The following is a 25,717-nucleotide window of genomic DNA, read 5'->3' as shown; positions in this document are numbered from 1 at the left end:
GGTTCCCGGGTTTCTGCACCGATCCCGGGTATCCGCTACGAAATTGGACAGCCGCTGCGTGGATCCACGCAGCGGCTGTCCTATTTCGGCGCGAAAAGGCTAAGTCGTAGCGGTTTCCTGCCGCCGGCCCTGGCTCGGGACGATCCGCAGGAACCGGCGGCGGTCCTTCAGATCCACTTTCAGCATGAGCTGCCCGCGGCGCGCCAGAACGACGGCGATTGTCGCGGCGGCCAGCAGCGGCACCCCGCCGGAAACGAGGACAGCGGTGTGCGGGTCCGCGTGCTCGGCGAGCCACCCGATCATCGGGCCGCCGATCGCCTGACCGCCTATCAGCACCATGATGTACAGGCTCATGACGCGCCCGCGGATAGCGAGGTTGGCGCTGACTTGGACCAGCTGGTTGGCAGCGGTGAGGAACATCAGGCACCAGAAGCCGGCCAGCACCATGGCCGCCCCGAACCAGGGCATGGACGTCGCCAGGGATGCCAGGCACAGCATGAGCCCGTACATCCCGGCCCCCAGGACCACCGAGCGCAACCGCAGCTCGCGCCGCCGGGTGGAGGTAATTGCTCCGGCCAGCGCCCCGAGCGCCACGAGGGTGTTCAGCAGGCCATAGCCGCCGGCACCGGCGTCGTAGACGTGGTCGGCGAAGGCGGCCAGCAGCACCGGCAGGCTCATGGCGAACACGGCGACGAACCCTGCCATCAGCCAGGGCCAGTAGATCGTCGGCTTGCTGAGCGCGTAGTTCAGCCCTTCCCGCAGCATGCCGCGGCGCTTGGGAACCGGAACGCTGACCTGCAACTGATCTTTGCGCAGGCTCAGGAGCATGGTCACGGTGAAGCAGCAGGCCACCGCGTTGGCGGCAAAGGCCCACCCCGCCCCGACGGCGGTCAGCAGGAGTCCGGCCAGCGCCGGACCGATCAGGCCACCGAGCTGAAAGATCGTGGAGTTGACGCTGATCGCGTTGCGCAGGTAGCCGGGTCCGACCAGTTCGTTGACGAACACCTGGCGCGCCGGCTGGTCCAGGACGGTCACGAGGCCCAGGATCAGCGCGATTGCATAAACATGCCCGACCTCGATCCGCTGGCTCAGTGCCAGCACGGCAAGGGTAGCGGCCAAGACTGCGGCCGCTGACTGGCACAGCATGAGAATCTTCCGCTTCGCGAAGCGGTCCGCCATCATCCCTGCCCACGGGCCGAGGAACAGGGACGGCAGGAACTGCAAGGCCACAGTGACGCCGACGGCGGTGACGGAACCGGAGAGCTGCAACACCAGCCAGTCCTGGGCGATCCGCTGCATCCAGAGCGCCACCACGGCGATGAAGTGCCCGATCGCGAAGATGCGGAAGTTGCGGATCTTCAGCGAAATGAATGTGTGGCGCCACGGCAGGCGCCCGTTGACGACGGCGATTGGTTGGGTGATGGAGTCGGGCAAGGTAGCTGTGTTCGCCTCTAGCGGCGGAGGGGGTGCCACAGAAAAGTCCTCAAAAGAGCGGGTGAGCGGGATGGTCTTAACGCTAGGCTGGCCCCAAGAGATTATGGAAGACTATTCTTCGCATAACTCACATTACAAAATGCAATGCACCGTCCGCGGCGCCTGATCCGGGAGACCTCCATGTTCGAACCCGCCCAGCTCCGCTCGTTCCTGGCCGTCGCCGAGACCCTGAGTTTCACCAAGGCCGCAGAGCGCCTCGGCCTGGCCCAGCCCACGGTCAGCCAGCACGTCCGCAAGCTGGAGTCCGCCGCCAAACGGGTCCTGGTTGCCCGGGACACCCGGGACGTGCGGCTGACGGACAACGGTGACGCCATGGCCGGGTTTGCCCGGAGCATCCTCGCCGCGCACGACGCCGCCGCCCGCTATTTTTCCGGCTCCGCCATGCGCGGGCGCCTGCGCTTCGGCACGGCCGACGATCTTGCCATCACCGGGCTGCCCCGGATCCTCAGGGAGTTCCGGCAGATCTATCCGCAGATCAACCTTGAGCTCACGGTGGGCCAGAGCGACCAGCTCTACAAGCGCCTGAACGCCGGCCAGTTGGACCTTGTCTTCGTGAAATGGGTTGCCGGGGCCAAAGACGGGACCGTGGTCCAGCAGGATGCCTTCGCCTGGGTCGGCCTGGAACAGACCACACTGAATCCTGCCGATCCGGTTCCGCTGATTGCCTATCCCTCGCCCAGCCTTAGCCGCAAGCTTGCGATCGACGCCCTTGAGTCCACCGGCCGGACCTGGCGGATCACCTGCACCACGCGGCAAATCAGCGGCGTACTGGCCGCGGTCCGGGCCGGGATCGGGGTGGCGGTCATGCCGTCCTCCCTGGTGCCTGAGGACCTGAAGATCATCACCCGCCGGTTCGATCTGCCGCCGGTGGGCGATGTGGATTTCACCCTCATTCGCAATCCCCTGGCCAATACCGAGGTGATCGATGCCCTCACCCAGGCGATCGTGGGCCGGACCCTGAAGCGCCCGGCCTGAGCCCCGGCTGAAGCCTGCGCCCGCCGGCGCCCACGGCCCGCCCTGAGCCTCGGCTTGGGCCACGCCGCGCTCGGTCCGGCAGCCGGTCCGGGCGGGCCGCGGCGCGGCGTCGGTCCCCCTAGGTACTTACGCGAAGGGCTACCCGTACGGAGGTGACTACTTACTTGACCATTGAACGATGCAAGTACTTCATCTATCCTGACACTACCTAAGATCTACTGTTCGAGGTCAAGCAGAGGCCCACGACAACGATTCGAAAATCGAACGCTGTCGGCGCTGATGCCGCATGGCTGGCGCCAAGGTGTTCGGGATAGGCCGTCAATGATGCCAGCCCTTAACCATTCACGCATCCCCGTCCCCGCTTCAGTCCGTCCATCGAAGGCCGTCCATCCGGTAATCGCGCCAGCGCACCCGGCAACGGCCATGCACCACGCCGGGCCCGCCGTGCAGCACGCCGGCATGGCTCAGCATGCCGGCCCCGCCCAGCATGCCGGCCCGGACCGCCGGGGCATCCGGCCCGCCACTCTGGCGGAGTCCGAATATGTCGCCAGTCCGTATTGCGAACGTTGCGGCACGGACGAGTTCATTTACCTTGAGACCTTCGTCCCGGCCACGCACCGCAGGGACGGCTCGGTCAGCAAACTCGGCGAAGTCACCTACTTCTGCTCGGGTTGCGACGACTTCTCCGCCCACGCGGTCCCTGCCTCCTGGGTCCCGCCGGGCTGGTACTTCGGCTAGGCGCGCGCCGGATAGCCGACTCAGATAACGACCTGCCGCAGGACGCCTTAACGCCTTCGCCCTTTAACGCCGTCGCCGCCGTGCCCGCACCTCTCGGTGCTTGCACGGCGGCGATGGCGTTTTAGCACGCCCGGGCCAGGGTTTTGGCAGCCCCCGGCTAGATCAGATCATCCGAGATGTGGTTGGGCGTGCCGAAGCGGTGCGCCGTGATGCTGATGGCCTGCTCGTGCAGGAACGGCAGCAGTTCCACGCGCCCGGCTTCGGTGACCGGGTGGAAGTAGACCGCCAGGTCCGGGCGGCCGCCCGTGGCCTCGGCCAGCGCCTTGGCGTCCCCGCCGATCAGTCGGATCCGGGCGCCGGAGAGCTTGCCGGCGGCGGCGAGCGTGCCGGCGGAGGCCAGCCAGTCCGCGTCATTTTCGACGGTGGCGGCGATGCCAAGGCCGGAGAGGACCGCGCGCAGCTGCGCGGGCAGCTCGATGGCGGTGGAGACGGTGAGGGCGGATCCGGCAAGGACGCCGGCGGCCACGGTCCGGACCAGGCCGGCAAGCCGCTCGCCTTCCGCGAGGCGGACCGTGACGGGCAGCGCGCGGTAGCGGAAGACGTTGCGTTCGGCGCTCAGGCCCGAGACATCCTTGGCGGTGCCGAACTCCTCGGCCCAGGCCCGGGCGTCGGAGGCCAGTGCCCGCTGCAGCGGCGCGAGTTCGTCGGCGGTCAGGAAGCCCTTGGCGGCGTCCTCGAGCCGGCGGACTCCCGAGTGGGCGGGAGCGCTGGCCGGGGCGTCTGCGGTGCTGGGCTTGCTGACCCATTCGCCGAGACCGACGAGGTAGTTCGGTCCGCCGGCCTTGGTGCCGGCGCCGACGGCGGATTTCTTCCAGCCGCCGAACGGCTGGCGCTGGACGATCGCGCCGGTGATGCCACGATTTACGTAGAGGTTACCGGCCTGGATGGTGTCCAGCCAGATCCCCAGTTCCTCGCTGTTGAGCGAGTGCAGGCCCGCCGTGAGGCCGTAGTCGATCTGGTTTTGGATGGCGATGGCTTCCTCGAGGGTCTCGGCGGTCATGACGCCGAGCACCGGTCCGAAGAACTCGGTGAGGTGGAAGTAGGACCCGCGCCGGACGCCGGAGCGCACGCCCGGGCTCCAGAGTTTGCCGGTGTCGTCGAGTTTGCGCGGTTCCACGGCCCAGGTCTCGCCCGCGCCGAGGGTGGTGAGGGCGTTGAGGAGCTTGCCGTTGGCGGGCTCGATGATCGGGCCCATCTGGCTTGTCGGGTCTTCCGGGTAGCCGACCTTCAGCGAGGTGACGGCGTCGATCAGCTGGTTGTGGAAGCGCTTGGACTTGGCCACCGAGCCGACGAGGATCACCAGCGACGCGGCGGAGCACTTCTGGCCGGCGTGGCCGAACGCGGAGTACGCCACGTCCTTGGCCGCGAGGTCCAGGTCCGCGCTGGGGGTGACGATGATGGCGTTCTTGCCGCTGGTTTCGGCCAGGAGCGGCAGGTCCTTGCGGAAGGAGCGGAACAGCTCGGCGGTCTCGTAGCCGCCGGTCAGGATGACGCGGTCCACGGCCGGGTGGGAGACCAGCTGACGGCCGAGTTCCCGCTCGCCCAGCTGGACCATGGTGAGGACGTCGCGCGGGACGCCGGCTTCCCAGAGGGCCTCGATCATCACGGCACCGCTGCGCCGGGCCTGCTTGGCTGGCTTGATCACGACGGCGGAGCCGGCGGCGAGGGCGGCCAGGGTGGAGCCGGCGGGAATGGCGACCGGGAAGTTCCACGGCGGCGTCACGACGGTGAGCTTGGACGGGACGAACGTGGCGCCGTCGACGTCGTCGAGCTTGCGGGCTGATTCGGCGTAGTAGTGCGCAAAGTCGACGGCCTCGCTGACCTCGGGATCGCCCTGGTCAATCGTCTTGCCGGTTTCGCTGGCCATGACCTCGAGGAGGTCGGCGCGGCGGGCTTCGAGGACGTCGCCGGCGCGGTGCAGGATCTCGGCGCGCTCGGCGCCGGAGAGTGCGCCCCAGGCCTTGCCCTTCGCGACGGCGGTGTCGATGACCGCGTTCAGGGTCGCCTCGTCGTTGATGGTGGCTGCCTCGACGGCGGCGTTGCCCAGGGTGGACGTCGCCACGCGGCCCAGGATAGCGCGGCCCCAGTCGCGGTTCGCGGGCAGCGACGGGTCCGTGTCCGGGGTGTTCTCGAACGAGTCGCGCGGCAGCGGCGCGGCCGGGAGGGCGCGGTTCTGCCGGCGGTTCGGGCCGGGGACTTCGTCGTCGAGCTTGGCGAGGGAGCCAAGGAAGCGCTGCTTCTCCCGCTCGAAGAGGGATTCGTTCTCGCTGAGTTCGAAGACAGCGGACATGAAGTTGTCCTGGCTGGCGCCCTCTTCGAGGCGGCGGATCAGGTAGGCGATGGCGACGTCGAACTCAGCGGGGTGGACCACCGGGGTGTAGAGCAGGAGCGAGCCGACGTCCCTCTTGACGGCCTCGGCCTGGCCCTGGGCCATGCCGAGCAGCATCTCGAATTCGATTCCGGACTCCACACTCCGCTGCTTGGCCAGCAGCCAGGCGAAGGCGATGTCGAAGAGGTTGTGGCCGGCGACGCCGATCCGGATGTTGCGGATCCGGTCCGGGTGCAGCGAGTAGTTGATGACACGCTTGTAGTTGGTGTCCGAGTCCTGTTTGGTGTTCCACGTCGCGAGCGGCCAGTCGTGCAGGGAGGCTTCCACCTGCTCCATCGGCAGGTTGGCGCCCTTGACCACGCGGACCTTGATCGCGGCACCGCCGCCGGCGCGGCGGGCGGCGGCCCAGTCCTGCAGGCGGATCATGGCGGCGAGGGCGTCCGGGAGGTAGGCCTGGAGCACGATGCCGGCCTCGAGGTCCTTGAATTCGGGCTTGTCGAGGATCCGGGTGAAGACCGCGATGGTCATGTCCAGGTCCTTGTACTCCTCCATGTCCAGGTTGATGAACTTCGGCTTGGGGAAGGACGCCGCCCGGGTGAAGAGCGGGGTGAGCTTCTCCACGACGTGCTCCACAGCCTCGTCGAAGGCCCATGCCGAGTGCGGGGCCACCGTCGAGGAGACCTTGATGGAAACGTAGTCCACGTCCGGGCGGGACAGCAGGGCGTGGGTGCCCTCCAGCCGGCGGGACGCCTCGTGCTCGCCGAGGACCGCCTCGCCGAGCAGGTTGACGTTGAGCTTGATGCCGTCCTTGCGGATCTTGGCGATGGCCGGGCCCAGTTTGGCGTCGGTGGCGTCCACAATGAGGTGGCCCACCATCTCACGGAGCACGCGCCGGGCAACCGGGATGACCACCTGCGGCAGGATCGGAGCCATGGTTCCGCCGAGGCGGACCGCGCTGCGCATGTACCAGGGCAGGAACGCCGGGACCTTGGGGGCAAGTGCGGCGAGGTTGCGGGCGGCGACCTGCAGGTCTTCCGGACGGACGACGCCGTCGACGAACCCGACCGTGAAGTCCAGCCCGTTGGGGTCCTTCAGGACCCCGGCGAGCTGCTCGGCCGAGGCGTCGGCGGGGACCTTGGCGGCTTCGGTGAGCCAGTGGCGCACCAGCGCGATGGTGTCCTCGGCCAGGGCTGCGGCTTCAAGGACCGTCGAGCCTTCCGAGACGGCGGCGTGCGTGGCTTCTTTGCCGGTGGTCGCGCCGGATTCCGTGGAGATGTTGGTCATGGCTGGAACTCGTTCTTTCTCAAAATGTGGACCTCTTATGAATCAGTATGCGACCGGATTTTCATAAGATAAAGCGATGTTTTCTGAGCAATACCGGTTAGGAAAACCGATGCTTAACGATCCCGTCCGAACGTTCGGAAACCACCCCGCCGGTTAAGCCCCCATTGCGCTATCGCTTACGGCATCCACAGGATTTGAGGGCCATGAGCGCTAGCGCAACGGGGGCGGGGCGGGAAGTGCCGTCAGGCGAGGGGGCGGTGCATCTCCACAATCTCTTCGTGCCGCGGGCTGTCCGGGTTCATCAGCGAGTTTTTGCGGCCGTAGGTGAAGTAGACGATGAGCCCGATGATGAGCCAGACAACGAACCGCAGCCAGGTTTCCCAGTGCAGCTGGAGCATCAGGAAGGCGGAGGCAAGCACGCCAAACGCCGGAACCACCGGCATCAGCGGCAGCCGGAAGGTCCGCGGGGCGTCCGGCTTCTTGTAGCGGAACACGATGACCGAGGTGCAGACGACGACGAACGCGGCCAGGATGCCGATGTTGGTCAGGTCCGCAACGGCCTTGATCGGGAGGATGCCGGCCAGGATGGCGGCCGCGCCCCCGGCGATCCAGGTCACGCGCTGCGGCGTGCCGTTCCGGTCGGTCCTGGAGAACCAGCCCGGGAGCAGGCCGTCCCGGCTCATCGAGAACCAGACGCGGGTGCAGCCGAGCAGGAAGGTCAGCATCACGGTGAGGATGGACAGGACCGCGAACACGGAGATGATCGTCGCGATCACCGGCAGGCCCACGCTGTTGAAGGCGGAGGCGAAGCCGGCCTTGGGGTCGATTTCCGTGTAGTGCTGCATGCCGGTGAGCACCAGGGTGGCTGCGACGTAGAGCAGCATGGCGATGATCAGCGAGTAGATGATGGCCTTCGGCATGTGCTTCTTGCCGTCCGTCGCCTCCTCCGCCGCGGTGCTCATGGCGTCGTAGCCGAACACGGCAAAGAACACCGTGGCGGAGCCGGCCACCACGGGGCCGAAGCCGCTGGGCATGAAGGGGTCGTAATTCTTGGTGTTGATGTAGAAGATGCCCAGGCCGATGATGAACAGGATCAGGACCACCTTGATGACGACGGCGACCAGTTCGAAGCGCCCAAAGGTCTTAGTGCCGCGGGAGAGGATCCAGGTCACCAGCAGGCAGACGAGGATGGCGGGAACATTGACGATGCCGCCCGTGCCCTCATCCGGCGTCGCTGTCATCCAGGCGGGCATGTGGATCCCGATGCCGGCGAGGAAGGCGTCGAAGTAGCCCGAGATGCCGATGGCCACCACGGCCACGATGGCGATGTACTCCAGCAGCAGGTCCCAGCCGATGAACCAGCCGATCACCTCGCCGAGGGCAACATAGCCGTAGGTGTAGGCCGACCCTGCGCGCGGGATCATGCCGGCGAACTCGGCGTAGGACAGGGCCGCGGCGGCAGACGCCAGGCCGGCGATCAGGAACGAGACAAGCACGGCCGGGCCGACGCCGGGTTCGCTTGCACTGCCGTGGGCAACCAGGCCCGCGAGCGAAAAGATGCCGACGCCGATGATGCCGCCAACGCCGATGGCGGTCAGTTGCCAGAGCCCGAGGCTCCGGTGCAATCCGCTGTGCTTGTTTTCTTCTTCAATGTCGTCGATGGGCTTGCGCCGCATGATCGACTGTGACAAATCCTTCGAGCTCATCAGGGTCTCCTACATAGGGTTGCGCCCATCAATCCGCCCCGTGACGGGCTACTCAGTAAGAGACAGTATGCAAGCCTCGTTGCATTAGATAAAGTGAATTTTCCTAATCAATTTCCATTAGATTTACAAGGGAATAGCGATGCTCGACGTCCGGCGGCTGCGCCTGCTCCGCGAACTGAAGATCCGGGGCACCCTGGCCGAGGTCGCCGAAGCCCTTCAGTACAGCCCATCATCGGTCTCCCAGCAGTTGGCCCTGCTTGAGAAGGAAGCCGGCGTCGAGTTGCTCCGCAAGACCGGGCGCCGGGTCCAGCTGACCCCGCAGGCCGAGGTCCTTGTGGCACATACGTCCCAGCTCCTGGAGACCCTGGAGCAGGCAGAGGCGGACCTGGCCGCGTCGCTGACCACGGTGACGGGCACGGTACGCATCGCGGTGTTCCAGTCCGCCGCGCTGGCCCTCATGCCCGGGGCCCTGACACGGATGTCCGCCAGCTACCCGGAAGTCCGCGTGGAAATGACCCAGCGGGAACCGGAAACAGCCCTCCACGAGACCTGGGCCCGGGACTTCGACCTCGTGATCGCCGAACAGTATCCGGGCCACGCCGCTCCCCACTACGCCGAGCTGGACCGCGTGGCCCTGACCAGCGACGCCATCCGGCTCGCCGTTCCGCCCTCCGCCCCGGAACGCGCCGCCATCAGAACGCTGGCGGACACCGCCGGTCTGCCCTGGGTAATGGAGCCCCGCGGGGCGGCCTCCCGGCACTGGGCCGAGCAGGCCTGCCGGAGCGCCGGATTCGAGCCCGACGTCCGCTTTGAAACCGCCGACCTCCAGGCCCAGATCCGGCTGATCGAATCCGGGAACGCGGTGGCCCTGATGCCCGACCTCGTCTGGACCGGCCGCGGCACCAGCGCCCAGCTCCTGAACCTCCCCGGAGATCCGCACCGGACGGTGTTCACCTCGGTGCGGCGGTCCAGTGCCAAGCGACCGGCGCTCCTGGCGGCCCGGGAAATTCTGGCGGCGACGGCGGCGTCCATCGTTCCGGCGACGGCGGCCGGCGCGTTGAATCCGGGACCGGAGGACCGCTCTGACCGGACTGCGTGACGGGCCCGGTATTCCGGCTGCCCCGGCTTGCGGCCGCATGCCTGGGCGGGCTGCCGCGTGTGCAGTGGGCCACAGCGCCCGCGGCGGCCCCGCGTTAGACTGTTGACGTTATGAATCGCACAATATTCAAATCCAAGATCCACCGCGCGACGGTCACGCACGCGGACCTTCACTATGTCGGTTCCGTCACCGTGGACCTGGATCTGCTGGAGGCCGCCGACATCCTCCCCGGCGAGCTCGTGGCGATCGTCGATGTCACCAACGGCGCCAGGCTCGAGACCTACACGATTGCCGGCGAACGCGGTTCCGGCGTGATCGGCATCAACGGCGCCGCCGCCCACCTGATGCACGAGAACGACATCGTCATCCTCATCACCTACGCCCAGATGACCACGGACGAGGCGAAGGCGTACAACCCCAAGGTGGTCCACGTGGATCAGGACAACAGGATTGTCCAGATCGGCAACGACCCCGCGGAGGGAATGACCCCGGGTCTCCTGCGCCCGCCGCACTCGCTGAACAACGCCGCGCTCAACTAGCGCCGGCAGCCCCCGCCCGCCCCAGACGGTGTGAACTGCGATGTGAACGCCGGTGTGAACCGGACCTGCGCGCATAACACGCGCCCGCACGCCGTCGGGCGTAATAGGGCGCCCCGTGGAATAAAGCTGATTACTCTGGAGCGGTGACCTTTGCCCGCCGCGCTCCCGCCCCGCCGCGGAGGACCGCGTGCTAGGGGTGCTGGCAGGCTTCTTCGTCGTCTGGTCCATCATCCTGGTCGGCATGTTCGTGGGCCGGCGCAACATCCTGGGCGAGAACGCCCGCAACGTCCTCAGCGCCCTGACGTTCTTTGTGGCGAGCCCGGCCTTGCTGTTCGAGACGCTGAGCAAGGCGAAGCTGCACGACGTCTTTGCCGCGCCGCTGCTCGTGACGGCCGTCGGAGCCCTGATCACGGCGGTCTTGTTCTTTGGCATCGTGCGCTTTGCGCTCAAGCGCCCGGTCCCGGAGGCCCTGATCTCCGCCATGAGCGCGTCCCTGGCCAACTCGGCCAACCTCGGCATTCCCATCGCCGTCTTTGTGCTCGGCGATGCCAGTTACGTGGCGCCCCTGCTCATATTTCAGTTGGCCTTCTTCACCCCCATGTTCCTCATGGCGTTGGATGCCACCACGAGTTCGCACCGGACCACGCCCCTGAGCTTCGTCCTCATGATCCTGCGCAACCCGATGATCGTGGGCTCCGCGCTGGGCCTCGTGGTGGCCGGGACCGGCTGGCAGGTGCCCCCGCTGATCCTGGAGCCCATTCATTTGATCGGCGGGGCCGCCATCCCGGCCATGCTGATCGCGTTCGGCATGAGCCTTAACGGCTCCAAACCGCTGCAGGCGGCCACCGGGCGCCGGGTTGACAGCCTGCTGGCGAGCTTCTTCAAGCTGATCGTCCACCCGCTGGTGGCCTACCTGTTTGCCCGCTTTGCCCTCGGCATGCACGAGCAGGCGCTGTTCGCGGCGGTCGTCACGGCGGCGCTGCCCACCGCTCAAAACGTGTTTGTCGCGGCCAGTCGTTACCGTACCGGCGTCACAGTAGCCAAGGACACCGTGCTGATCACTACGGTGGTAGCTGTGCCGGCCATGATCGGCGTGGCCCTGCTGCTGGCTTGATTCCGTTGGCTCGATCCTGCCGGGCGGGCCGGCACCAACCCGGAGGAGGACCCATGAGAACAACCTTGGACACAGCGGTCATCGGCGGCGGTGCGATGGGCTCCGCCGCGGCCTGGGCGCTTGCCCGGCGCGGCCGGGACGTAACCCTGCTGGAGCAGTTCGGGCCCGGCCACCGCAATGGCGCCTCCCACGGCGCCACCCGGAACTTCAATCCCGGCTACGCGGATCCGGACTACGTCGCCATGCTGGCCGAGTCCGCCCGGCTGTGGAACGAGCTCGAAACGGACAGCGGCGAGCGCCTGCTGGCCCGCACCGGCGTCGTCAACCATGGCCCCGACCCCCGGCTGCCCGCGATCCGGAGCGCGCTGCTGGCCGCCGGACTCCGCGCGGAGTTCCTCTCAGTCGAGGAGGCGGCCGCGCGCTGGCGGGGCATCAGGTTCGATCAGCGCGTGCTGCACATGCCGGACGGCGGCCAGTTGAACCCGGACGCCGCGCTGCCGGCAATGCAGCGCCTGGCTGCCGGCCTTGGCGCCGAGATCCGCCATCACGTCAAGGTCCTGGAGCTTCAAGTCCTCGACGACGGCGTCCGGCTCACGGTCGAGTCCGACGGCCGGTCCGAGGTGCTCTCCGCGAGGCAGGCCGTGGTCACCGCCGGCGGCTGGACCACGAAGCTGCTCGCCGGGGTGGCACCCCTGCCGCGGCTGACGGTCACCCAGGAACAGCCCGCTCACTTCGCCGTCACGGACGCCCATGCCCTGTGGCCGGGGTTTAACCACATGCCGGGCCACGGGAACCCGTACGCATACTGGCGCTCCCCCGTTTACGGCATGCAAACTCCGGGCGAGGGAATCAAGGCCGGGTGGCACGGGACCGGCCCCGTGGTGGACCCGGACCGGCGGACCTTCGCCCCGGAGCCCGGGCAGCGGGCAGCCCTGCAGCGCTACGCCCGCGACTGGCTGCCGGGGGTCGACGCCGACTCCCTCACCGACATCAGCTGCACCTACACGACCACCGCGGATGAGAACTTTGTCCTGGACCGGATCGGCCCGGTGGTGATCGGCGCCGGCTTCTCCGGGCACGGGTTCAAGTTCACGCCCGCCGTGGGCAGGATCCTGGCCGATCTGGCCACCGGCGACGGCGGCGCGCCGGCCATCTTCTCGGCTTCCCGCCCCTGACTCCCGGGGGGCGCCCTGCCTCCCGGGGGTACCCTGCCTCCCGCGGTTCCCCTGCCCCCTGCGGTTCCCCTGCCCCTCCAGAGCAACGCGGGGTCACATCGCGCCCATCCCGGGCCGCCGCATGGGCGCGATGTGACCCCGCGTTGGTGTGTGCGCCGGTAGGCTGGGACCGGTCTTAAGCCGCCCCGCGGATCCCCGGGGCAACAGCATGAACTGGGGGAAGAATTGCAGAGCTTCAAATCAGGCAGCGTCGAACCGGGCACCCCCGATGTAGGCAGCGTCAAAGCAGGCAGCGTCAAAGCAGGCACGACCGATTCAGGCACCACCCAAGCCCGGGACGGCCGCCGCCGGAAGTTCGGCGCGGTGGACTGGATCGTCCGCGGCGTGGCCGGGGTGCTGCTTGTGGCGACGTCGGCGTGCGGCACCCCCGCGTCCGGGACCACGGCGTCCGGCACCCCGGCGTCCGGGACCGGCGTCGTCCGCCCGGGAACGGCCGCCGCTGCTCCCTCAACGGGCACGGCCCCCGAAGCTCCGTCAACCGGCGCGGACAGCACTCCGCTGGATTCCCCGACGACCACCGCCGCCGCCCCCGGCATCGACGTCTCCGGCGGCGGCGCCCAGCACGGGCAGTCAGCCGTCGCCGGCAAAGCGCTCCAGGTGCTGGCGACGCTGCCCGTCAAGGGCCGTGCACCGAAGACCGGCTACTCGCGCGCCCAGTTCGGCCCGGCCTGGGCCGATGTTGACCACAACGGCTGCGATACCCGCAATGACGTGCTCCGCCGCGACCTCAAGACCCTTGCGCTCAAGCCGGGGACCCGCGGCTGCGTGGTGCTCTCCGGCGTCCTGAACGACCCCTACACGGCCGCCGCCATCAAGTTCCTGCGCGGCAGCACCACCAGCTCCGCGGTTCAGATCGACCACGTCGTGGCTCTCAGTGACGCCTGGCAGAAGGGCGCCCAGCAGCTCAGTGCCGCCCGGCGGCTGTCCTTCGCCAATGATCCCCTGAACCTGCTGGCGGTGGACGGCCCGGCCAACCAAAGGAAGAGCGACGGCGACGCCGCCACCTGGCTGCCGCCGAACCGGTCCTATCGCTGCAGCTACGTTGCCCGCCAGATTTCGGTGAAATCCAGCTACGGGCTGTGGGTGACACGGGCCGAGCACGACGCCATGGTCCGGGTCCTCTCGGACTGCCCGGGCGCCCTGGCACCCACCAGCCAGCCGGCCGGCACTCCCCCGCAAGCCGCACCCGCACCCCAGCCCGCGCCGGCCGCCGTGCCCGCCCCGGCCCCGGCCCGGGTGGCTCCCGCTCCCGCGCCGGCGCCCCCGGCTGCGGTCTACTATGCGAACTGCACCGCGGTCCGGGCCGCCGGCGCGGCGCCTATCCACGCCGGCCAGCCGGGGTACAGCAGCAAGCTGGACCGCGACGGTGACGGCATCGGCTGCGAGTAGCCGGCTGCCCTTCCGCTGTGCCGTTGCCCCGGGGCCGCTCCGGGCGTGAGCTGCCGATCAGTTCTTCTGGTGTGCGTCCAGGAGCCGTGCGCAGCGGATGAAGCCCAGGTGCGAGTATGCCTGCGGATGGTTGCCCAGGTGGGTCTCAGTGCCGGGATCGTATTCCTCGGGGAGCAGGCCCGTGGGCCCGAACAGGTTGACCAGCTGGTCGAAGAGGTCCCAGGCCTCCTCGATCCGGCCCACCGCCACGTACGCCTCGATCAGCCACGTGGTGCAGATGTGGAAGCCGCCCTCCAGGCCCGGCAGCCCGTCGTCGTACCGGTACCGGAACACGGTAGGTCCCACCCGCAGTTCCCGCTCCACTGCCGTGACGGTGTCCAGAAAACGGGGGTCGTTGACGTCCAGCAGGCCGGAGAGGCCGATGTGCAGCACGGCCGCGTCCAGGTCCGGGCTGTCGTACGCCACCGTATAGGAGGACGCCGTCTCGTCCCAGCCTTCGCGCAGGACATCCTCCCGGATGGTGGCGGCCGTGGATTCCCAGGCCGGCAGCGGGTCCCGGCCGTGCCGGGCGGCCGTGCGCAGGGCCCGGTCGAGCGCCACCCAGCACATCACCTTCGTATAGACGTGGTGCCGCGGCGCCCGCCTGGCCTCCCAGATGCCGTGGTCCGCCTCATGCCAGCGGGCCAGCACGGCCGCGGCCATCTGGACCATCAGTTCCCAGTGCGCGTCGGAGAGCACGCCCAGGCGGGCGCTGAGGGCGTGGATCAGCTCCGCAATCGGACCAAAGACGTCCAGCTGCACCTGATGGTCGGCGGCATTGCCGATCCGGACCGGGCGCGATCCTGCGTAGCCGGGCAGGCTCTCGATGATGGCCTCGGTGGACAGCGGCGCCCCGGTCACCGAATACAGCGGGCGCAGCCACTCCGGGCCCGGCGCGTGGGCCAGGATCCGGCCCAGCCAGGCCAGGAAGCCCTCCGCCTCAGCCGTGGAGCCCAGGTCCACAAGGGCGTTGACTGTCATGGACCCGTCCCGCAGCCAGCAGTACCGATAGTCCCAGTTCCGGGTCCCGCCGATTCCCTCCGGCAGCGAGGTGGTGGGCGCGGCCAGCACGGCGCCGGTGGGTTCGTGGACCAAGGCCCGCAGCACTAGCGCGGACCGGCGGACCAGGGACGGTTTGACGCCCGGCATTTGCAGCTCATGGACCCAGCGCCGCGAATGATGGGCGACGGCGGAGCGGCGCCCGGTTTCGTCGTCCGGCACCGCGGGCTGCGGTTCCGTGTCGCCGCAGCGCAGGTTCAGGACCACCGGGCCGTCCCGCAGGTCGACCTCGCCGGTGGCGGTCGCGTGGCGGCCGTCCGAGGTGATGGAGAACGTCACACCCGGCGCCAGCAGGATGATGGGATCGGCGGTTCCCACCACGTGCAGTTCCGTTCCGCGGGCCTCCATGCTGAACGGTGCGTTCGCGTAGTCCGGCCGCGGGGCGAACACGATCCGGGCCGTGCCGGTGCCGGAAAGCACCCGCACCAGGCTGGTGATCCCTTCCGGTGCCGGCTCCAGATAATCCGTCACCGTGACGTCGGCCCACCGGGTCTCGACGATCATGGTGCTGTCCACGTAGCGCTGGCCCAGGACTTGCGAGGACTTCACCGGTTCCACGGAGAAGTGGCCGGCCGCATCACCGCCGAGCAGATGGGCGAACAGCGACCCGGAGTCCGGCAGCGGGTGGCTCATCCAACAGATCTTCGCGTCGGGCGTGATCAGGGCGGTGGCGGAGCCGTTGCCGATCATCGAGTGCCGTTCCAGGCCGACGGCGTCCTCGCCAAACAGCCATGCCCGCCGGAGTTCGAACAGGATCGCCAGGACCCGGGCGAAGGACTCCGGGTCCCGGAGCCGGTGGCCGGCCACGGTGGGCCCCTCCCCCACGCGCAAGGCCATGTCCGGCCCGCGCAGCGTCGCCATGGCCAGCTCATCGCTGGAGGCGTCGCCCGCGTAGAGGGCGGCACTGACCCCGAGCACGGAGCGCAGGTGCTCCATGGCCGCAGCCTTGGACGGTTCGACGACCGAAAGATCCAGCACCGAGCCGTCCACAATGAAGTGCAGCCCGGCCTCTTGGGCAATGCGCGCTGCCTGCCGGGCGGCAAGGTCGACGACGTCCTTCGCGGCGGACCGCGTGTGGACGGAGACCGCAACGGGCTTGCGCTCGATGCTGATGCCCCGGTAGGCCCCGACCGTTTCGGCGAGCGCCTGCTGAGCCTGCTGGAGGACGGATTCGGTGGCCAGCGAGAGGCTGTGGGCATAGCCCATGTCGAACTCCGCGCCGTGCGAGCCCACCAGATGCACCTCGGCGGGCAGGCGTGAGACTGCGGCGAGGTCGCGCAGGGACCGGCCGGAAATGACGGCGGCGTGGGTGTTCGGCAGGGCGGCCAGCGCACGGAGCGCGATCGCCGCGCTGGCCAGCGGCAGGGTCTCCGTCGAGATTCCTTCCGCGGTGCAAAGAGTTCCCCCGTAGTTGCACGCCACCAGGAGCCCGGGGGTGCGGGCCAGGATCTTGAGCTCGGCCAGCAACTGCGGCGTCAGCCCGTCGTCGGCGGCGTCCGTCTGCACAAACGCCCGGAGCAGCCCCAGCGGCAGTGATTTGGTCAGCAGTGCGGAGTCCGCGAGCGACTGGTTGAACGGAGTGGGCATGGGAGCCGTCCTTCGGGTAGTCCCCAATGCCTGCATGAGAATCGTCCGCGAAGGACGCTCTTCCAGTATCCCCCGGGGCCGATTTCGCTGCGGTGTCACGGCTGTTGCAACTGTGTAACGTCTGCCCGCCGCCCGGGGGCAGGCCGTCAGCCCCCGTGCGGCGGGCCCTAGGCAGCCCGGCCCTAGGCTGCCGGCCCTAGGCTGCCGGCCGGCCGCTAGCTGTGATCGGCGCGGTAGAAGTACATTTCCCGGGATCCCTTCGGGGCGTCCCACCCCTGGGCAAAGACCCAGCTGCCGCCGAATTTGAGCAGCCCGCCCCACGCCAGCGATCCTCCCTCGTTGATCGCCTTCTGGGTGAAGGGCTGGCTGATGTCATACAGTGCCTGCGCCGCGGCGAAGTCGCCGTTGGCGTCGGCATAGAAGAAGTCCAGGACCAGCTCGTTCCGCTCGTCGTCGCTGACGATTGCGCAGGCCACTTCGTGCAGCGAGCCGCCCAGCTGGCCGAGGTCCAGGTAGTCCTGCGGCTCAAACGTCCACTCCACCATGTCGGAGGACCGGCCAACGTGCGTGGTCCCGCCGCAGCCCTCGGACAAATACATCAGGTAGTGCCCGTCGATCTTGACCGCTTCGCCCTGGGCGTTGCGGGGAATGACGGCGCCCTTGGCCCAAAACCGCGAAACCTCGTGGGGGACAGCCAAACCAAGCTTTTCCCAGTGGACGAGGTCATCGGACACTGCAAGGTTGATGTCGCAGCCAACATCGCCCAGGGGGTAGGCATCGGCGTTCTGGCCGGACTGCCCGTCGCTGTGGTCGATCGTCCAGATCCCGTTGTAGAACATGTAGTACCGGCCATCGGCCTGGTAGACCTTGGGGTCTTCACAGCCGAGGATCTCGTTGTCCAGGGTGGGGTAGATGACCGGATTGGCGGGGTTGTCCTGCCATCCGTTTTCGGGATCGAAGACGGCGACGCCGATGCGGCTGGAGACTGATTCCTTGCGCGGAGACGCACGGTAGAAGAGGTACAGCTTGCCGTCCCGCTCCATGAGGGACGGGTTGAAGATCGAATCCGCCGTCCAGCCGATGCCGGTAGGGTCCTCCCAGTCCTGGACTTGCCGGAAGGAAAGCGAATCATCCTTGCGGAACGGGCCCACAGCCCATTCCGGTCGCTCAGCGTACTCGGCGGAGAACTGCTCGGTGGAGATGGTGTCGGTCAGCGGATTGCTGAACGTGAGCGCTCCCTCGTAACTTTCGAGCAGTGCCTGGGTGGTGATTTTCTGCATGGGGACAATCTTCCTGTCTTTGAAGTGCATGCCAAGCCGCGGTGGTCAGGGATCAGCGGCCAGCGGTCAGGGATCAGTGGTCAGTGTTCAGCGGTACTAGTTACGGACCAGCGTCACCCAGGTGAATCCGCCGGGGGCTACGGCAACACGGCCCGAAATACCGGCGCCGTTCGGTTGCGGCCCCCGGGCGACGGGCTGGCCGGAGGCATCGAAGGCCTCCTGGCTCAGGTGGAAACCTTCGGGAAGGTTCACCTTCCGCTCGATGGGTTCCGGGGCCGCACTGACGTACAGCGTGGACTGGCCGCCGGGGCCGGAGACGGACACGGTGGAGAGCTGGGGCTGGATCAGCAGGGCATCCAGAGCGACGTCGCCGTTCGTTGTGCCGACGACGGCGGCAGCCCCGGCGGGCAGCGCGCGCTTGAGCGCGAACGGGAAGAGGATGCCCGGCGCATCGGTGATGCCCTGCGCGCCAGCGCCGCCGTTGGGGGTGCTGCCGAGCGGACCCTTGCCGGCGGACCAGCTGGTGCTGCCTGAGGGCGTAATTCCCTGGTTGACGATCGGATAGATGTTCCGGGGTTCGTCCGCGGCGGGCAGGGGCACGCTGAGGGACGCACCAGCTGCCAGGGAGACGTAGCCGCCGCCGGAGATGTTGGCTTCCCCGGTCCAGGCAGAGGCAGGTTTCACCGCCGAGCCGGGGCCGGTGATAGTGCCGGACTCGGCCTCCGCCACGCTCAGCCCGTGGGTGGCGACGGTGCGGTTGATCCCCAGGGCCTTGGCCTTAAGCCCCGGGTTGTTGTCCAGGGCCAACATGGTCAGCAGGGCGTGGATGGTGGATTCGGCACCGGAGTTGGGGTTCACCCGGCCATCGGTTTCTATCCCGTCGATCGCCGTGCCGGCGGCCGGGTTGTAGGCGGGTGCGCCGCTGGGGTTGGCGCCGAAGAACCAGCCGGCCGTGATGGCGGCGAGGTCCAGCAGCCCGGGGGCCTTGGCGGCTTTCGCGGTGGCAACGAGGCCCTGGACGCGCGAGTCCACCCCGTAGGCAATCTGTGCCTCGCCCGGCGTGGGGCTCCAGGCGTTTTTGGGACCGCCCGCGGCGAGCAGCTGCGGAGTGAATCCGGCGGAATCTTTGACGGCGGCCTCGAGCAGCCGGGGCTGGTGGAGAACTTCGGCGGCGGTGGCGACGGCGGCCGGGGCCATGCCGCCCCAGGCGTGCCAGAGTGTCCGGGATTTGTTCCACGGCAGGATCGCGCCGAACGGCCACTGCGTCGCGGAGCCGGACGACATCCCGGCGATGCCTTCGCCCAGCCGGGACAGCGCCGTGGAGGCCGTGCCGTCGCCGGGGGCGGCCTTGACATAGGCGGCGAGACCCAGCACAGCCTCCGCGGAGGCGTCGGCGCCGCCGGTGATCAGCCACGCCGGAACCTTGGTGCCGTCGGCCGTGTCATAGGTGCCGTATTTGGCGAGGGACTGCTTGTTGAGCGAGCCGAGCGCGAGGTGGAGGCGCTCCTGCAGGAAGGACGCGAAGGCGGGGTCGGCGTCGGCGAAGGCCGCATAGCCTTCGCCGAGGGCCCACACGGTGCGGGCCAGCCAGTAGGATTCGGCCGAATCGGAGGGATCGGGCAGTTCCACGGGCTTGGCGCTCGGGGTCAGTGTGCCGTCGGCCTGCTGCCACAGGACCACGTTGCCGGCGTTCGGGCCGCTTGCCGTCTGCAGATACGTCAGCGAACGCAGGGCCTGGAAGGCGCGTTCCTTGCTGGCAAGGTCACCGGTCTGCTTCCAGTGCCGCAGATAGACGACGGCGGTACGGGCGATGTCGTCGGCGTTGAAGGCGCCCTGGCTCCAGTGTCCGGTGGCGGGGTCCAGATCTCCGCCGCCGACCCGGGTGTAGCTGCCGTCGGCCTTCTTGTCCGAGTACGTCCACGGCGCCTGTGCCGAGGGGTGCTCTGTGATCTGGTACGTGGTGTGGCCGTCCACGGGGGTGAGCGGCACGGTGTCCATGAGGAAGTTCAGGTGTGCAAGGTTGGTCAGCGGGGTTCCGGCGGTGCCGGCCGCCGGGGCGGTCAGCACCGCCGGCGCCTGGCCGGGCCGTGCGGCGGGCGCCGCCGCGGCAGTCCCCGCCCCGAGCAGGAGCATCGATGCGGCCACAGCGAACGCCGGCGCTTTCGTTCTCAGTGTGGTGCGGACATTGTTGTTCGTCATCGGTACTCCTGCAGGGCTGGGCGGATTCTCGGACTGGGCTGCGGGCGGGACGGGCTAGTTGGCCGCGGGAATCCGGTCCAGCTTGGCGACGCCGATCTTCGAATCAGCCATGCCGTAGAACACGAACAGCTGCTCGCCGATCTTCTCGATCGCGGTCGGGAAGACGACGTTGGGCACGATTCCGGACATCTCGTCCTCCGTCTCGGGCGCCAGGAGCGGCTTGTCGCTGCGCGCGATGACCTTGGAGGGGTCATCGGCGTCGAGGATCATCGCGGCGGCGGTGTAGTTGACGTTCTGCTGGTGGTCGAACGCGGACTTCGCCAGCTCGCCGGAAACGCCGTGGTGGATCAGCAGCCAGCCCTCGTCGACGCGGATCGGAGCGGGACCGCCGCCGATCTTCAGTTCCTCGAACGGGAACTCGCTCAATGCCACGAGCCGGTGCTTGGCCATGTGGACGAGGTTGCTGATGTCCTTCTCGACGTCGGCGACCGGCACGTAGGAGATCCAGATGCCGGGACGGTTGTCAGTAATTCCCGCCGGCACGTGCTCGCCTTCGCCTTCGCGGATCCAGCCGAGGTCCCACATGGGGCGGTGCAGCATCGCGTAGGAGGGCACGCCGTCGGGGTCGTTGACCGGCTCCGGGAAGAACACGGCGTCCTTGTTCGGGAACAGGTTCAGGTCCATGGAGAGGTCGGCCTGGTAGCCGAAGAGGCACGGGCCCAGGCGGGCCCAGTGGCGCAGGTCCTCGGAGTGGGCGAACGCCAGGCGCGGACCCAGCGGGCCGTAAGCGACATAGGTCATCAGGTGCTTGCCGAGGCTGGGCACCCAGGTGGTGCGGGGGTCCTCGGTGCCGGCGTTGTTCAGCCCGCGCTCCCAGCCCTCGTCGGGGGCCAGGACGATGCCCTGGCGTTCGACGCCGGTGGGGACGCCGTCCTCGATGATGACCTTGGCCAGTCCCACGCGGGAGACGTTGCCCTTGGCGACGAGGCGCGGCAGCAGATACAGCTCGCCGTCGGTGCCGCGGCCGCTGGCGGGGTTGAGCACGCCTTCGGCTTCGAATTCGTTGCCCGGTTCCGGCGTCATGATGACGCCGGCGCGGGTGAGGGTGAAGGGGACAGTGGGCAGTACGGAAGTCTGGGGGGAGGTCATGAATTAACCCTTTACGCTGGAGCCGATATTGGTGGAAATGAACTGGCGCTGAAAGAAGATGAAGAGTGCGACGGCGGGCGCCGCGAGGACGCACGCGCCGGCCAGGATGGCCCCGAACGGGTTGGACGCCGTCGCCGCGATGTTGGAGATGTAGTTCGCCAGGGAGACGGCGAGCGGCTGGATGGACTGGTCCTTGGTGACCAGGAATGGCCAGAGGAACTCGTTCCAGGGCCCGATGAACGTCAGCAGGATCGCCGTGACAATCGCGGGCTTCACCAGCGGGATGGCGATCTGCCACAGGATCCGCAGCTCGGAGGCGCCGTCAATCCTGGCCGCCTCGAAGAGGGTGGAGGGCAGTTGCATGAAGTACTGGCGGAAGACGAACACGGCGGTGGAGTTGATCGCGAAGGGCAGGATCATGCCGAGGTACGTGTCCGCCAGGCCGTAGTCCCGCACGATCATCACGTAGAGCGGGATGAGCAGCAGCTGGAAGGGGATCATCTGCACCAGCAGCATCATGCCGAACACCAGCCCCTTGCCGCGGAACTGCATCTGCGCCAGGGCGTACCCCACCAGCAGGCCGAAGACCACGGTGAAGAAGATGACGCCGCCGGTGAAGATGCCCGAGTTGACCAGGCCCTGGAGCAGGTTGATGGAGTTGTTGATGTTCGAGTAGTTCTCACCCGTGATGTTCGCCGGGTTGGGGAACGCCCCGGCCACCGAGGTGTCCGGCGAGGTCTGCAGCGACCCGATGAACATGTAATAGAACGGGAAGAGGAAGACGAACGCGCCCACGGCCAGGAGCACGAAGCCGCCCGCGCCGAGGTTCCTGCGCTTTTCCACGCCGGAGGCCGGTTCGGACCCCTTTCCGGACCCCTCGGTGCGGCGACCGCCCAAAAGACGCCCGGGGCCGCGGCCGGCGCTGTTGCTCCCGTGATTCTTATCGTTCGGCGCTGCTGCCTTGTTGAGAGTCGACATGTCAGTCCTCCTTCCCGCCCACGAGGCGTTTCTGGATCAGGGCAATCAGCAGCACGCCGATCACCAGCACCACGCCCAGCGCGGCGGCCACATCCGGGTTTCCCTGCAGGATGCCCATCTGGTACATCAGGAACACCGGCGAGGTGGAGGCGCCGTCCGGGCCGCCGCCGCCGGTGAGCAGGTACGGCTCGGTGAAGAGGTTGGCGCCGGTGATGGTCGCCAGCAGCGTCACCAGCACGCTGGCCGACCGGACGCCGGGAACGGTGATGTTCCAGAACTGGACCCGTTTGTTGGCGCCGTCCACGGAGGCGGACTCGTACAGCTCGTCCGGGATGTTCTGCAGCGCGGCCAGATACAGCAGGATGAAGAATCCCAGCTGCTTCCAGGTCACGAACAGCGCCACGGTCGGCATGGCGAGCCAGGAGTTCACCAGCCACGAGGGATTGGGGGCCAGCGGCCCTAGCACGGCGTTGACCAGGCCGTTCTGCTGGAACAGGAACAGCCAGACGCCGACGACGGCGACGCTCGCCGTGACGTACGGAACGTAGTAGCTGACCCGGAAGAAGGTCTTGAGCTTCGTCACCCGGTTCAGGGCGTTGGCCAGGACCAGGGACAGACCGACGGTCAACGGGACGTTGATGACGAGGAAGACGCCGATGTTCGCGAAGGACCGCTGCACGGCGGGATCCGTCAGGACGGTGATGTAGTTGTCCAGGCCCACGAACGGACGGTCGACCTGAACGCCGGGAGCGGTGAAGAAGTAGTCATGGAAGGAGATATAGACGGCGTAGCCGAGCGGAAACGCCAGCACGCCCAGGACATAGATAACGTACGGGGCACTGAACAACAATCCCAGCGGCTGGCGGCCCAGGAAATTCTTGCGTTTCCTGGTAACCAGCCGCTGGTCCGTCGTTCCGCCAACCGGCGCCCCGGTTACGGGGCTGCCATCAGAAGTGCGGAGTGACATGGGGGAATCACCCGTTACTTCTGGGCTGCCAGTTGGTTGATCTTGTCGGAAGCGCCCTTGAACGCGTCATCGATGCTCTGGTTGCCGAAAATCACGGACTTGCCCCATGCGTCGCGGAAGGTCTGCCAGATCTGCACCGAGTTGGACACGTTCGGCACCTCGACGGTGCGGCCGGCCTCCTCCGCGAACTGCTTGTAGGCCGGGTTCTTGGCAAAGTAGTCCGCGTAGGTGGCCGGGAGGTCCTTGCGCATGGGCATCTGGCCGCTTGCGGCCAGAAGCTTGCCGTCCTGTTCCTTGCTCGTGGCGAACTTCATGACGTCCCACGCCGTGCCCTGGTTCTTGCAGGCGGAGTACATCGCGACGTTCTTCGCGTCAGAGAAGGTGGACCCGCTGGCCTGGGCCTGCACGCCTGGGACAGCAACCGCGCCCCAATTGACCTTGCCCTTGTACGCGGCGACGGCCCACGGTCCGGCCAGCGACATGGCGGCCTTGCCTTCGGCGAAGGAGTCACCCTTATAGACCTCCTTGGAGGCCAGGTTCTCCTTGTACAGGGTTTGGAACATGGTGGCGACCTGCTTGCCCTGATCGCTGTCGAAGGTAGCCTGGCCGTCCTTGAGCAGGTTGGTCCCGCCCGAGCTGGCGGCATAGAACGGGTAGAAGTCGAACCAGGGCTGGAAGAAGTCACTGGAGGGCGAAGGCCACACGGCGTTGGCCGCGGCTCCGGACTTGACCAGGGTGCGGGCCGTGTCGAGGAACTCGGCCTGGGTGTTCAGCTTGGGGTGCTCGGCGTCCAGGCCCGCCTTCTTGAACAGGTCCTTGTTGTAGAACAAGACCACCGGGTTGGACTTCCACGGCAGCTGATACATCTTGCCGTCAGCGGATTTGTACTGATCGGCGAGGTCGCCGGTGCGGTCCTTGATGTACTGGGCACCGTCGGGGAACGAATCCAGCGAAACGAGGCCGCCCTGCTTCTGGAATTGCGGCACCGCGACGGGAGCGGTGTTGAAGACCAGGCAAGGGGCATTGCCCGCGGTGATGGCAGCGCCGATGACTTCCTCGGAACTCTTTCCGGCCGGGATTTCCTGGGCATCAATCTGCTGGTCCGGGTGGGCGGCGTTCCAGGACGCCACCATGTCCTTGCCCCACTTCACTTCGAACTCGTTGTTGGAGTACCAGATCTTGATGGGGCCCTTGGCCGTGGTGGCGGACGCCGCCGAGCCCCCGCCCGCCCCGCCGCCGCAGCCGGCGAGGCCGACTCCCATGATAGTTAGGGCGGCCACGGACATCACTCGCGTAGCAGTTGAAAAGCGCTTCATTGCGTCTCCTTGGGAGGGGTTTGCTGGCAGCACGCGCCAGGGTTGGGGTTCGTGTGGGACGAGCAGTGGGGATCGTGCAGGCTAGTGGCGGGCGGGCCCGGGGTCAGTGGGGGCCGGCCCGGTGGAGGCCCTGACCACCAGGCGCGGCGCGGGGAGCACCGTGTCTTCCCCGCGGCCGGCGCCGGTCAGCTGGTTCAGCAGGACCTGGGCCGCAACCCGGCCCCACAGCATGGGGTCGGTGGCCAGAGTGGTGAGCGGCGGGTTGAGGTACTGGGTGAACTCGGCATTGTCATAGCCGGTGATGGAAAGGTCTCCGGGGACGCTGAGCCCCAGCGACTGCGCATAGGACTGGCCGGCGGTGGCCATGAGGTCGTTCGCGTAGACAATGGCGGTGGGCCGGTCGGCCTGGCGGAGCAGTCCGGCGGTGGCGGCGACTCCCCCGGCGGCAGTGAAGTCCGCGGCGGCAAAGAGGTCAGCCGGAAGGCCGGCAGCGCCCAGCGCCTTTTCCCAGGCTTCGCGCCGGTTCCGTCCGTGAATGTATTCCTGGCCGCCGCCCACGTGCGCGATCCGGCGGTGCCCCAGCGCTACGAGATGTTCCACGGCAGCGATGATGCCGGCCGACTCGTCCACGGAGACGGCCGGAAACGGCGAGCCGGCGTCGGGCCGGTTCACCGTAACCGCGGGCACCTTGAGTTCAAGCAGGAGCGGGATGCGGGAATCGTCATGCCGGACGTCGGTGAGGATCACGCCGTCGACCCTTCCGTTCTCCACCAGTTTGCGGTAGCAGCGTTCCTCGGCGCCGGGAGCCGTGGCGACGCTGAGGACCAGGGTGTAGTCGTGCTCGGCGAGCGCCGTCTCGATCCCGGCGATGAAGGCCGGAAAGAAGGGGTCGGTTCCCAGCAAGGAGGGGTCACGGGCCACCACGAGGCCCAGGGCGTATGCCTTGGCGGAGGACAGCCCCTTCGCCCGCAGGCTCGGTTTCCAGCCGAGGTCCTTGGCCACGCTCAGGATGCGCTCCCGGGTGTCCGGGCTGACGCCCGGCTGGCCGTTGAGGGCATAGGACACGGCACCCTTGCTGACGCCGGCCGCTTGTGCGACGTCGCTGATGGTGACTGCCATGGAGCCGATCCCTTCGGGTTTGGCTCTGGCAGATTCCTGCACTGAACCGGTTAAGTGATGGG

General features: G+C 67.9%; 18 protein-coding genes. 7 read left to right on the top strand and 11 right to left on the bottom strand.

Annotated elements, in window-relative coordinates; genetic code table 11:
• Positions 1–99: 99 nt before the first annotated feature.
• Entirely contained in the window at positions 100–1,473 is a 1,374-nt protein-coding gene (locus C8D78_RS14765) for an MFS transporter (RefSeq protein ID WP_120954628.1), read from the bottom strand.
• A gap of 141 nt (positions 1,474–1,614) precedes the next feature.
• Between C8D78_RS14765 and C8D78_RS14760 the strand changes: the two genes are divergently transcribed.
• Together C8D78_RS14760 and C8D78_RS14755 are read left to right on the top strand one after the other, a co-directional pair.
• A complete protein-coding gene (locus C8D78_RS14760) occupies positions 1,615–2,469 on the top strand; it encodes a LysR family transcriptional regulator (RefSeq protein ID WP_120954756.1) in 855 nt (284 codons plus the stop codon).
• A gap of 459 nt (positions 2,470–2,928) precedes the next feature.
• Positions 2,929–3,207: a hypothetical protein gene (locus C8D78_RS14755; RefSeq protein ID WP_244208423.1), complete on the top strand. Its 279-nt coding sequence runs from the start codon at positions 2,929–2,931 to the stop codon at positions 3,205–3,207.
• A 157-nt stretch (positions 3,208–3,364) separates the two neighbouring features.
• Here C8D78_RS14755 and C8D78_RS14750 read toward each other — a convergent pair whose 3' ends face one another.
• On the bottom strand, positions 3,365–6,880 hold the full coding sequence (locus C8D78_RS14750) for a proline dehydrogenase family protein (RefSeq protein WP_120954626.1): 3,516 nt from the start codon (positions 6,878–6,880) through the stop codon (positions 3,365–3,367).
• A 242-nt stretch (positions 6,881–7,122) separates the two neighbouring features.
• Complete coding sequence (locus tag C8D78_RS14745) at positions 7,123–8,586, bottom strand: amino acid permease (RefSeq protein WP_120954625.1); 1,464 nt, start codon at positions 8,584–8,586, stop codon at positions 7,123–7,125.
• 139 nt (positions 8,587–8,725) lie between these two features.
• On the opposite strand from C8D78_RS14745, the gene C8D78_RS14740 reads away from it, so the two are divergent.
• The 5 genes from C8D78_RS14740 (at position 8,726) to C8D78_RS14720 (ending at position 13,962) form a co-directional block, all read left to right on the top strand.
• A complete protein-coding gene (locus tag C8D78_RS14740; RefSeq protein WP_120954624.1) occupies positions 8,726–9,685 on the top strand; it encodes a LysR family transcriptional regulator in 960 nt (319 codons plus the stop codon).
• A 110-nt stretch (positions 9,686–9,795) separates the two neighbouring features.
• Positions 9,796–10,224, top strand: a complete 429-nt coding sequence (gene panD, locus C8D78_RS14735) for an aspartate 1-decarboxylase (protein ID WP_208641969.1) — start codon at positions 9,796–9,798, stop codon at positions 10,222–10,224.
• Between the two features lie 187 nt (positions 10,225–10,411).
• Entirely contained in the window at positions 10,412–11,338 is a 927-nt protein-coding gene (locus C8D78_RS14730; protein ID WP_120954623.1) for an AEC family transporter, read from the top strand.
• 53 nt (positions 11,339–11,391) lie between these two features.
• Positions 11,392–12,513, top strand: coding sequence for an FAD-dependent oxidoreductase (locus C8D78_RS14725; RefSeq protein ID WP_120954622.1), 1,122 nt, complete (start codon positions 11,392–11,394; stop codon positions 12,511–12,513).
• A 225-nt stretch (positions 12,514–12,738) separates the two neighbouring features.
• A complete protein-coding gene (locus tag C8D78_RS14720) occupies positions 12,739–13,962 on the top strand; it encodes a GmrSD restriction endonuclease domain-containing protein (RefSeq protein WP_244208422.1) in 1,224 nt (407 codons plus the stop codon).
• 57 nt (positions 13,963–14,019) lie between these two features.
• Here the strand turns inward: C8D78_RS14720 and C8D78_RS14715 are convergent, their stop codons facing one another.
• From C8D78_RS14715 to C8D78_RS14680, 8 genes are all read right to left on the bottom strand, one after another.
• Positions 14,020–16,647 (bottom strand): trehalase-like domain-containing protein, encoded by a 2,628-nt coding sequence (locus C8D78_RS14715; RefSeq protein WP_120954621.1) that lies wholly within the window; start codon positions 16,645–16,647, stop codon positions 14,020–14,022.
• Positions 16,648–16,862: 215 nt separating this feature from the next.
• Positions 16,863–17,927, bottom strand: coding sequence for a glycoside hydrolase family 130 protein (locus C8D78_RS14710; RefSeq protein ID WP_120954620.1), 1,065 nt, complete (start codon positions 17,925–17,927; stop codon positions 16,863–16,865).
• A 96-nt stretch (positions 17,928–18,023) separates the two neighbouring features.
• On the bottom strand, positions 18,024–20,126 hold the full coding sequence (locus C8D78_RS14705; protein ID WP_120954619.1) for a hypothetical protein: 2,103 nt from the start codon (positions 20,124–20,126) through the stop codon (positions 18,024–18,026).
• Positions 20,127–20,180: 54 nt separating this feature from the next.
• A complete protein-coding gene (locus C8D78_RS14700) occupies positions 20,181–21,275 on the bottom strand; it encodes a glycoside hydrolase family 130 protein (protein ID WP_120954618.1) in 1,095 nt (364 codons plus the stop codon).
• A 3-nt stretch (positions 21,276–21,278) separates the two neighbouring features.
• Positions 21,279–22,034, bottom strand: coding sequence for a carbohydrate ABC transporter permease (locus tag C8D78_RS14695; RefSeq protein ID WP_425266712.1), 756 nt, complete (start codon positions 22,032–22,034; stop codon positions 21,279–21,281).
• A 220-nt stretch (positions 22,035–22,254) separates the two neighbouring features.
• Complete coding sequence (locus C8D78_RS14690) at positions 22,255–23,220, bottom strand: carbohydrate ABC transporter permease (protein WP_120954616.1); 966 nt, start codon at positions 23,218–23,220, stop codon at positions 22,255–22,257.
• A gap of 14 nt (positions 23,221–23,234) precedes the next feature.
• On the bottom strand, positions 23,235–24,536 hold the full coding sequence (locus tag C8D78_RS14685; protein WP_120954615.1) for an ABC transporter substrate-binding protein: 1,302 nt from the start codon (positions 24,534–24,536) through the stop codon (positions 23,235–23,237).
• A gap of 81 nt (positions 24,537–24,617) precedes the next feature.
• Positions 24,618–25,655, bottom strand: coding sequence for a LacI family DNA-binding transcriptional regulator (locus tag C8D78_RS14680; protein WP_120954614.1), 1,038 nt, complete (start codon positions 25,653–25,655; stop codon positions 24,618–24,620).
• Positions 25,656–25,717 lie beyond the last annotated feature (62 nt).

It is taken from the genome of Arthrobacter oryzae (genome assembly GCF_003634095.1).
GTDB classification, from domain to species: domain Bacteria; phylum Actinomycetota; class Actinomycetes; order Actinomycetales; family Micrococcaceae; genus Arthrobacter; species Arthrobacter oryzae.
The sequence above is the reverse complement of the archived record's forward strand: the minus strand, read 5'-3'. Positions and strand labels throughout refer to the sequence as shown.

Coding starts and splice junctions, on each gene's coding strand:
- C8D78_RS14760 (WP_120954756.1), top strand. CDS start 1,615: ATGTTCGAACCCGCCCAGCTCCGCTCGTTCCTGGCCGTCGCCGAGACC.
- C8D78_RS14755 (WP_244208423.1), top strand. CDS start 2,929: ATGGCTCAGCATGCCGGCCCCGCCCAGCATGCCGGCCCGGACCGCCGG.
- C8D78_RS14750 (WP_120954626.1), bottom strand. CDS start 6,880: ATGACCAACATCTCCACGGAATCCGGCGCGACCACCGGCAAAGAAGCC.
- C8D78_RS14745 (WP_120954625.1), bottom strand. CDS start 8,586: ATGAGCTCGAAGGATTTGTCACAGTCGATCATGCGGCGCAAGCCCATC.
- C8D78_RS14740 (WP_120954624.1), top strand. CDS start 8,726: ATGCTCGACGTCCGGCGGCTGCGCCTGCTCCGCGAACTGAAGATCCGG.
- panD (WP_208641969.1), top strand. CDS start 9,796: ATGAATCGCACAATATTCAAATCCAAGATCCACCGCGCGACGGTCACG.
- C8D78_RS14725 (WP_120954622.1), top strand. CDS start 11,392: ATGAGAACAACCTTGGACACAGCGGTCATCGGCGGCGGTGCGATGGGC.
- C8D78_RS14715 (WP_120954621.1), bottom strand. CDS start 16,647: ATGCCCACTCCGTTCAACCAGTCGCTCGCGGACTCCGCACTGCTGACC.
- C8D78_RS14710 (WP_120954620.1), bottom strand. CDS start 17,927: ATGCAGAAAATCACCACCCAGGCACTGCTCGAAAGTTACGAGGGAGCG.
- C8D78_RS14705 (WP_120954619.1), bottom strand. CDS start 20,126: ATGACGAACAACAATGTCCGCACCACACTGAGAACGAAAGCGCCGGCG.
- C8D78_RS14700 (WP_120954618.1), bottom strand. CDS start 21,275: ATGACCTCCCCCCAGACTTCCGTACTGCCCACTGTCCCCTTCACCCTC.
- C8D78_RS14695 (WP_425266712.1), bottom strand. CDS start 22,034: ATGTTCATCGGGTCGCTGCAGACCTCGCCGGACACCTCGGTGGCCGGG.
- C8D78_RS14690 (WP_120954616.1), bottom strand. CDS start 23,220: ATGTCACTCCGCACTTCTGATGGCAGCCCCGTAACCGGGGCGCCGGTT.
- C8D78_RS14685 (WP_120954615.1), bottom strand. CDS start 24,536: ATGAAGCGCTTTTCAACTGCTACGCGAGTGATGTCCGTGGCCGCCCTA.
- C8D78_RS14680 (WP_120954614.1), bottom strand. CDS start 25,655: ATGGCAGTCACCATCAGCGACGTCGCACAAGCGGCCGGCGTCAGCAAG.